This is a genomic window from Paenibacillus forsythiae T98 (genome assembly GCF_000520735.1).
GTDB lineage: Bacteria > Bacillota > Bacilli > Paenibacillales > Paenibacillaceae > Paenibacillus_AQ > Paenibacillus_AQ forsythiae.
In genome coordinates this window covers 1-9,072 of record NZ_ASSC01000222.1, presented here as the reverse complement: position 1 = coordinate 9,072, position 9,072 = coordinate 1, and the positions used below count along the sequence as shown (strand labels likewise).

The 9,072-nt window shown below is 55.2% G+C and carries 6 protein-coding genes; 3 read left to right on the top strand and 3 right to left on the bottom strand.

Going from position 1 to position 9,072, the window contains the following annotated elements:
• Positions 1-103: 103 nt before the first annotated feature.
• Positions 104-916 (bottom strand): ABC transporter permease subunit, encoded by an 813-nt coding sequence (locus L692_RS0107815; RefSeq protein WP_025698706.1) that lies wholly within the window; start codon positions 914-916, stop codon positions 104-106.
• On the bottom strand, positions 913-1,800 hold the full coding sequence (locus tag L692_RS0107810; protein ID WP_025698703.1) for an ABC transporter ATP-binding protein: 888 nt from the start codon (positions 1,798-1,800) through the stop codon (positions 913-915). Before L692_RS0107810 ends, L692_RS0107815 begins: the two co-directional genes overlap by 4 nt.
• A gap of 221 nt (positions 1,801-2,021) precedes the next feature.
• Between L692_RS0107810 and L692_RS0107805 the strand changes: the two genes are divergently transcribed.
• Together L692_RS0107805 and fumC are read left to right on the top strand one after the other, a co-directional pair.
• Complete coding sequence (locus L692_RS0107805) at positions 2,022-2,573, top strand: TetR/AcrR family transcriptional regulator (RefSeq protein WP_232238745.1); 552 nt, start codon at positions 2,022-2,024, stop codon at positions 2,571-2,573.
• A gap of 69 nt (positions 2,574-2,642) precedes the next feature.
• A complete protein-coding gene (gene fumC, locus L692_RS0107800; protein ID WP_025698699.1) occupies positions 2,643-4,019 on the top strand; it encodes a class II fumarate hydratase in 1,377 nt (458 codons plus the stop codon).
• Between the two features lie 156 nt (positions 4,020-4,175).
• Here the strand turns inward: fumC and L692_RS0107795 are convergent, their stop codons facing one another.
• Entirely contained in the window at positions 4,176-5,099 is a 924-nt protein-coding gene (locus tag L692_RS0107795; RefSeq protein ID WP_025698697.1) for a manganese catalase family protein, read from the bottom strand.
• Between the two features lie 230 nt (positions 5,100-5,329).
• Between L692_RS0107795 and L692_RS0107790 the strand changes: the two genes are divergently transcribed.
• A partial coding sequence (locus tag L692_RS0107790; protein ID WP_025698695.1) for a bifunctional 2',3'-cyclic-nucleotide 2'-phosphodiesterase/3'-nucleotidase occupies positions 5,330-9,072 on the top strand: 3,743 nt, incomplete at its 3' end.

Sequence of the window (9,072 nt, the reverse complement as noted above, 5' to 3'; positions counted from 1 at the left end):
CCGCTTCCCCCGCGTCCCGGCGCGGCAGCCCGGTCAACGCGGCCCTTTACCGCATCCCGGCTCCACCAGGCCCGCGCCCTTCCCCCATCCGTCGCAGCCGCCCTTACAGCGGCAGATCGCGCCGCTTGAACAGAAGGATGCCAAGGGCGAAAGACAGCAGACCGACGGCCAGCAGCACAAGGGAAATCTGGCCCCATTTCGCCTGTCCCGCGACAATGTCGCCGGGACGGTACAGCGAGAAGAGCGTCAGGGCTTTCAGCCAGCTCAGCTTGTCGCTGATTTTGGCGACCAGATCCATGGTGAAGAAGCCGAAAGCTATGGCGCTGGATAGGCCAAGCGCCCGCTTCTCGTCATTGGACAGGCAGGATACCAGAAAGGTCAGGCCGCCGATGGCGAAGAACAGCGAGAAGGCGACAAGGTTCAATTGCAGAAACCGTCCGCTGTTGAAGGGGAAGGAGGCGTCAAGGAACCAGGCGTCTCCCAGAAAGCCGGCCAGGGTCGTGACGCCAATGATGACGACCAGGGCCGTCACCAGCACAAGGGCCTGCGTTGCCGACACTTTGGCGCGGGTGGTGGGCGTGGACAGCAAGTACGCCATCGAGCCTTGGTCCACCATGCCGGCCATCAGCCGGGTGGACATCTGGACGCAGACAATCGCCAGAATCAGCACCAGAATGAGGCCGTAATATTCGCCCGAGACGAACGCCTCCGCGCTGGCGAACCCGCTGTTCAGGCCGAACGCGTTGTTCACGCCCTCCGGCATGGACTTGACAAGATCATTCAGCGCCTGCGTGTTCTTCGCAATGCCCGGGTACAGCCAGAAGATCAGCAGGATATAGAAGGCGGAGCCGAAAGCATAGTTCATGATGCCTTTGGCATTCACTTTAATCATTTGCTTATACAATGGGAAATTCATGGCTGGCTTCCCTCCCGGTCATAATAATCCATGAAAATATCCTCCAGATTCTGGGTGAACACGTCCATGCTGCGAATGCGGTATTTCGCCGCTTCTTCTATAAATGTATTATAGCTGCCTTGTATGGCGACCCGGACGCGGTAATCGTCGTAATTCTCGACGGGCAGGCCGGAAGCGCGGAACCGGAGCGCGTCCTCCTTGCTCTCAAAGACGACGTCGAACAGCTTCCGCTGCATCGATTGCAGCTCATGAATATTCTTCACCGTGACGAGGCTGCCGTCCTTGATGATGGCGGCCCGGTCGCAGGTGCGCTCGATTTCAGGGAAGCTGTGCGACGACATCAAGAAGGTCGTGCCCCGCGCTTTTTCTTCGAGCACCAATTCAATGAACACCTTCTGCATCAGCGGGTCCAGGCCGGATGTCGGCTCATCGAGAATAATCACCTCCGGGCTGTGCATGAACGCGGCGACAAGGCCGACCTTCTGCTTCATCCCCTTGGACATCTTGCGGATCGGCGTGCGCGCGTCAAACTGCAAGCGCCGGATCAGCTCATCCCGCTTTCCCTTGTTCTTCAAGCCCTGCATATCCGCCATAAAATCAAGGAAGGCGATTCCCGTCATTCCGTCGACAAAGGCGATCTCCCCCGGCAGGTAGCCGACATGCCTCTGCACCGTGCCCTGCGCTTTCCACACATCCAGCCCGCATATTTCCGCATGCCCCCGGTCGGGCTTCATAAAGCCCATCAGATGCCGGATGGTCGTCGACTTGCCGGCTCCGTTCGGTCCCAGAAAGCCGAACACCTCCCCCTTGTTTACCGAAAAAGTAATGTCGCGTATCCCTTTTCCGTTTGAAAATGTCTTTGTTAACTCTTGGACAGTAAGCATACTGCCACCTCCGACCTAAAATAATGAAATATTATAAGCAATATATTTCATGTGTTATAATAGTCCTGACGGCAGCTCTCGTCAATATATTTATGAAATTATTTAAATAATATATTTCATTAATTATACTTCTATATACTATTTAGCCAGGTTAGGGTGGAAGACAAATGACTAAAATCAACGGTTTTGAGAAAAGAGCGGCGAAAATCAGGCGGAAAATTATGAAGACGACTATGGAAATGCTGAGAACGTGGGAGCCCAAGCGGATGCGGATTGCGGATATCGCCAAAGCGGCGGGCGTCTCGCAGGTCACGATCTATAACTATTTCGGCAGCAAGGAGAAATTGCTGGAGCAATCCTTCAAGGATTATATTGACCAGTCTATCGACAGTTTCGAAACCTTTATGCAAGGGAAGCCTTCAATCAGGGATTTCGTCAAATATTCCATTGACCAGGAAAAAGCGCAGTATTCCGTCTTGTCGCCGCTCCAGATCAAGGAGCTGATGGTCGACGATCAGGAAATGTTCGGCTACATTCAGGAGCGTTACGAGCAGACGGTGCTGCCGCTGATCGTCAGGCTGGTGGAGGAAGGGAAAGCGAGGAATGAAATATCGCCCAAGGTTTCATCCGGCTCTGTCCTGATATTCATGAATATGTATATACAGAGCGCCTCTGATTTACTGGAAGCCGCCCGCAAGCAGGACAATATGGATGCTTTTATTGAGGAAATGACCCATTTATTCTTTTATGGCCTGTGCGGCCGGGAGGAGTGACGGGAGGCCCGATATTGGTTCCGGCTCCGCCGCTGCAGGCTAAATCCGGTAAAAAGGACGGGATGAAAAATGGAATTTCGCGTGGAGAAAGATACATTTGGCGAATTGCAGGTTCCTTCGGACAAATATTGGGGTGCCCAAACCCAGCGCAGCCTGCAAAATTTCAAGATCGGCGGCGAGAAAATGCCCATTGAGGTCATTTACGCGCTGGCGTTGATTAAAAAGGCGGCGGCGAAGGTAAACGCAGAACTCGGCCTGCTGCCGGAAGCCAAGGCGGACGCCATTATCCGCGCGGCCGATGAAATCATGCAGGGGATGCATGATGAGCATTTTCCGCTGGTCGTCTGGCAGACGGGAAGCGGAACGCAGACCAATATGAACGTGAATGAAGTCATTTCCCGCAGGGGCGGCGAGCTGCTGCGGCCGGGCGGACCGGAAGCGTCCATTCATCCGAATGACGATGTGAACAAAGGCCAGAGCTCCAATGATACCTTCCCTTCGGCCATGCATATCGCCGCCTTTCTGGCGGTAGAACGTAAAGTGCTTCCCGCGCTTGCGCGCCTCAAGATCACGCTGGAACAGAAGGCGGACGAATACCGTACCCTGATCAAAATCGGCCGCACGCATCTCCAGGATGCGACGCCCCTTACGCTTGGACAGGAAATAAGCGCCTGGGCCGCTATGCTGGAAAAAGGGGAGCGCTTTATTTCAGACAGCGCCCGGTCGCTGCTTGAGCTGGCGATCGGAGGGACGGCGGTCGGAACCGGTCTTAACGCCCATCCGGAATTCGGGGCCAGGGTCGCCCGGGCAATCGGCGAAGAGCTTGGCTTTCCCTTCGTGTCGGCCGATAATAAATTCTACGCCCTGACAAGCCATGACCAGCTTGTCTATGCGCACGGAGCGCTGAAGGCGCTGACCGCCGATCTCATGAAGCTTGCGGGTGATGTCCGCCTCCTCGCCAGCGGTCCCCGCAGCGGCATCGGCGAGCTGCACATCCCGGAGAATGAACCGGGTAGCTCGATTATGCCGGGCAAGGTGAACCCGACGCAGAGCGAGGCGATGACGATGGTCGTCTGCCAGGTGCTGGGCAATGACGTCACGATTGGTGTGGCAGCGAGCCAGGGCCATTTTCAGCTTAATGTGTTCAAGCCGGTTATTATCCACAGCTTTCTCCAGTCCTGCCGCCTGCTGGCGGACGCCATGCTGTCGTTTGAGGAGCACTGCGCCCGGGGCATTACAGCGAACGAGCCGGCCATTCGCCGCAATCTCCAAAGCTCCCTGATGCTGGTGACGGCTCTGAATCCGCATATCGGCTACGAGAAAGCGGCCGGGATCGCCAAGCTGGCGCATAAGGAGGGCCTCACCTTGAAGGAAGCCGCGCTGAAGCTGAGGCTGGTGACGGAAGAGGAATTTGACCGGTGGGTTAAACCGGAGAATATGGTTTGACACTCCATACGAGTGGAGCCGGCGCTTTAACCATCAGGACCCGGACGGCTCCGTTACATGAACGGCCCTCTCGTCCAGGTGTAACTGAATAGAGCTAAACAGGGCGGTCTTACGGCTGAGTATCACTCTTTCGTAAAGGCCGCCCTGTTCATTTGATTAAGCGTGAATGGTCGCCTTCGGTTCGCTGATATTGCCTGCCATCTTCAGGCGGTCGGCGATCGACTTGAACTCCTCGGAAGAAATGCCCGGCGCGAATTCTTCTTCCACCGCAGGCGATTCCGGAATCGGGAAGCCCTGGGGCGCTCCCTTGATGACCTCAAGCGGAGAGTTATCCTCGGGATGAGTGCCTTTCCATATTTGACCGATATCGGCAAAATCATGCTCGCTCCACGTATACAGCTTCGTGTGCGCACCCTTGGCCTCGTATTTGGCCGCTTCCTTGAAGTGCTTGTTATTCAGCGATGGAATCGGGATCAACCTCGTAACATCGACGCCGGTCGCAACCTCAAGCGCCTTGGCGTAAGCCACAACGTGAACGCCTCCGCGCACGAGCAGAAACCCGACCACCTCGCGGGCGGACGGATGATCCGTCATTTCATATACTTTCATTTTATGCGTTCTGGCGCCGCACTCCAGAAAAAAGTTATGCAGCAGGTCCTCCACCAGATTGCCGCTGTTGAATACGTTCGCGCCGGTCCATGGATTGCCCATGGAATCGAACGGCATCGCTCCTTGTCCTCCAGAGAGGAAATGATAGGAGAACCGCGCATCCTTGGCCGATCCCAGCGGAGCGGCATCAGGCTCCCCGGCGGAAGTAGTGCCGCGAAGGCAGCAGTTGATGGCGTGGGATACCAGCTCCACATGGCCGATCTCTTCGGCCGTAATGCTCATAATCAGGTCGTAGAAAGGCTTCAGCTTTGTCTTGCTGCGGAAATTAAAGGATTGGAACAAATAATTGTTGAGCGTGGACATCTCCCCGAATTTTCCGCCCAGCAGCTCCTGCACGGCCGCCGCCGCATTGGCATCGGGCTTGTTGACTTGAGGAATTTCGATCATGATTTCATCCATTCGTTTGAACAATGCGAATCTCCTCCCTTAAGTGAAAAGTGGAACATCGCAGGTAGCATTCCCGGGAGGCGAAGGTTTCATCCGATTGCCTGGCCTGACGCAGTATCCGGCGGCTCATTATGGACATGCGGCTTTGCTTTAACATAAATCTTGCTTCAAGTTAACATATTCCCGCTAGATTCCCTTTTTTTAGTATGATAAGATATCGCGGGAAGCAGACGAATTAATAGGAGGATTAGTAGATGATAGGGAAGAAACGATGGGACAAGCCTTTGGCTTCCGTGCTGGCAACCGCAGTGCTTTCGGCGCAGGTTCTGGGCGGATTCGTCGCCGGCGCGTTTTGGAGTACGGCCAAGGCGGAGGCTGCCGCTGCGGAGGGTTCTTCACTGCCTGAAATTGACCTGCGGTTAATGAGCACGACGGACGTTCACACGAATGTGTACGGGTGGGATTATTTCAAGAATGCTCCGTCCGCTTCGGTCGGACTCGCCCGCACGGCGACCTTGATCAAGGAAGCGAGAGGCCAGGAGCAGAACAACCTGCTGCTGGACAACGGAGATCTGATTCAGGGAACGCCGCTTGGCACCTATGAGGCGAAGATTGAACCGGTGACCCAGGCCGTATACAATTCCAAGACCCATCCGATGATTGCGGCCCTGAATGCCCTGCACTACGATGCGGCGACCTTTGGCAATCATGAATTCAACTATGGACTGCAATTCCTGGATCGGGTCGTCAATGGCAGCGCCGCCGACAGTTTGCACACCAAAGCCAATTTTCCTTATATCAATGCGAATATTTATGTGGACGATCATGACAGCGATCCTACCAATGACGTTAACAAGTATACTCCATATATTATCCTTCCCAAATCAGTAAAAGACAAAGACGGAAATCCTCATATCATTAATGTGGGCCTCCTTGGCCTCGTCACTCCGCAAATCACGGACTGGGACAAGGCGAATCTGGAAGGGAAAATAATTACCAAAGATATTGCCGAAACCGCGGCGAAATTCATTCCCGAAATGAGGTCTGCCAATAACCGGGACCATCTTGCCGCTGACGTGGTGGTTGTCATGGCGCATAGCGGTTTCGACGGTACGGCGGCAGGCGCAGGCGCCGAGAACGACATCAGTCTGCTGAGCAAGGTTCCGGGCATTGACGCCATCACATTCTCCCACACCCACAAAGTCTTTCCGACGAACGGAAATGACAGTACGCTGGACGCTTCCTTTAAAGACCCGGGAACCAAGCAGCCTTACAGCTATATTGACAATGTCAACGGCCATATTAACGGCGTTCCGGCCGTGCAAGCCGGTTACGGCGGCGGCTATCTCGGTCTTATTGATCTCAAGATCACTAAAGATGTCAGTGGAAAATGGGTGGTTGACAAGACGGCTTCCAAAGCTTCGACCCGTTCGGCCGCCGGAGTGAGTGAAGATCAGGCTATTCTGGATGCGGCCGGAGCCGATCATCAGGCTGCTATTAATTACACCGATACGCCACTCGGCACGACTACGGCGCCGATGAATAGTTACTTCGCCCTGATCCAGGACGATCCGACTGTTCAGATCGTGACCTATGCCCAAAAGCATTTTGTCGAGAAGGAAATTGCCGCTAATTCGTCTCTGTCCCAATACAAAGGACTGCCGATTCTCAGTGTGGCCGCTCCTTTCAAGGCGGGACGCAATGGCCCTAACGAGTACACCACGGTGGCAAAGGGGAATTTGACGATCCGCAGCGCGAGCGATCTGTATCTGTACGACAATACGCTGAAAGCGATCAAGGTCAAAGGCTCGGTCGTGAAGGAATGGCTGGAAATGAGCGCGGGCGCGTTCAACCGGATCAAGCCGGGCATTTCCACTCCGCAGTCCTTGCTGAATCCGGCATATGCCGTCTACAACTTTGACGTGATTGACGGCATCGGGTACAAGATCGATGTAACCCAAAAAGCGAAATACAAGCCTGACGGGACGATCAACGACGCATCTTCGAGCCGTGTAACGGAAGTGATATACGGGGGCAAGCCGCTGGATCTGGACCAGGATTTCATCGTCGTTACGAATAATTACCGCGCCAGCGGCGGGGGCAACTTCCCGGGCGTCAAAGGTTCCACGATGATCATGGATACCCAAACCGAGAACCGTCAGGTGCTGATGGACTACATCAAAGAGGAGGGCACGATCGTCCCGACTGTTGACAACAACTGGTCTCTCGCGCCGATCAAGGGCAATGTGGATGTTACCTTCACTTCCTCGCCTGACGCGAAGGATGTGCTCCCTGGCAACATCAAGGATACAGGAGCGACCGATAGCAGGGGATTCGAGGTTTACAGCCTGAACCTGAAAGAAACCGTATCACCCCCTGCCCAGGACGTTGAAGTTCACCTGATCGGCATTAACGACTTCCACGGACAGCTTGACACCACATCGGTTGTCGGAGGGAAGAATGTAGGGAGCGCAGCGGTTCTCGCGGCCTATCTGAAGCAGGCCCGTGTCCAGCATGAGAACTCGCTGCTCTTTCATAACGGGGACTCCGTTGGCGCCTCGGCTCCGGTATCCTCCCTTGAGCGCGACGAGCCGACCCATGAATGGATGAATCTGATGAAATTCGATGTCGGCACCCTGGGCAACCATGAATTTGATCAGGGCGTCGCGGCACTGAGGTCGCAAATCTTTGGCGGCGTTGATCCGAAGAACGACAAGGTCGTTCATGCCGGCGCGGATTTCGATTATATCAACGCCAATGCGGTGGACAGCGCGACAGGCAAGCCGATTATCAATCCCTACGTTATTAAGGAAATCGGCGGCGTAAAGATCGGCTTTATCGGCGTGGTGACCAAGGCGACGCCAAGCAAGGTTTCTCCCGCAGGCACAGCGGGCATCCGCTTCCTGTCTCCGGATGAAGAAGTCCAGGCTATCGGGAAGTACGCCGCCGAGCTTCAAGACAAGGGTGTTCAAACGATTGTTGTGCTGGCCCATGATCCGGCGTCAACCAAAGGCGACAGCACGACGGGCGAAGCCGCCGATCTGGCCCATGCCCTTCCGCTGGATTCTCCGGTTGACGTTATCGTTGCCGGTGACAACCACGCGCTGGCGAACGGCGTAGTGAACGGCAAGCTGATTGTTCAGGCCTACTCTTACGGGACGGCATTTGAGGACATCAAACTGGTGATCGACCACGCTACAGGCGATGTCAAAAGCCAGTCGGCTACTGTGACCACCACCTACCAGGACGGGGTAACCCCTGATCCGGAAACCGCAGCTCTGGTTAACAAGTACCTGAATCTGCATCCGGAGCTGACCCAGCCGGTAGGCACGACGGACGGCACAGTTACCCGCACTGACGCCTATAATAATGAGTCGGCCCTGGGCAACCTGATCGCCGACGCGATGCTGAAAGCGGATTTCGGGGACGGCAAAGGCTCGGCTGACTTCGCCTTCATGAATCCGGGCGGCATTCGGGCGGATCTTCCGAAGGGGAATGTTTCGTTCGGCGATTTGGCCAAAATCCAGCCGTTCGGCAACACGCTGGTGAAGCTGACGCTCACCGGAGCGCAGATCAAGACGCTGCTGCAGCAGCAGTGGGGGGGAAAAGCCGACGGAACGCCAGACACCAAGACGCTGCAAATTTCCGGTCTGAAATACACGGCAAATATGTATCTGCCGGTAGCCGAACGTATCGCTGGTCTTACGAAGGCGGATGGAACCCCGATTAGCATGACGCAAAAATATACCGCTGTCGTCAACAACTTCATGGCGGCGGGCGGCGACAACTACAAGGTTCTGACCGAGGCCAGCGATTCCGTGGCCGGACCTGTCGACCTTGACGTGTTCTATGACTACATCGTGAAGACGTTCAAGGGCGGGTTGATTTCGTCCAAAGTTGAAGGGCGCATCGTTAATAAACTGAGCGCTCCGGCGCCGGAGATTCCTTCTGTACCTGCGCCGACACCTGGTCCATCGGCATCTCCAAGCCCGTCGCC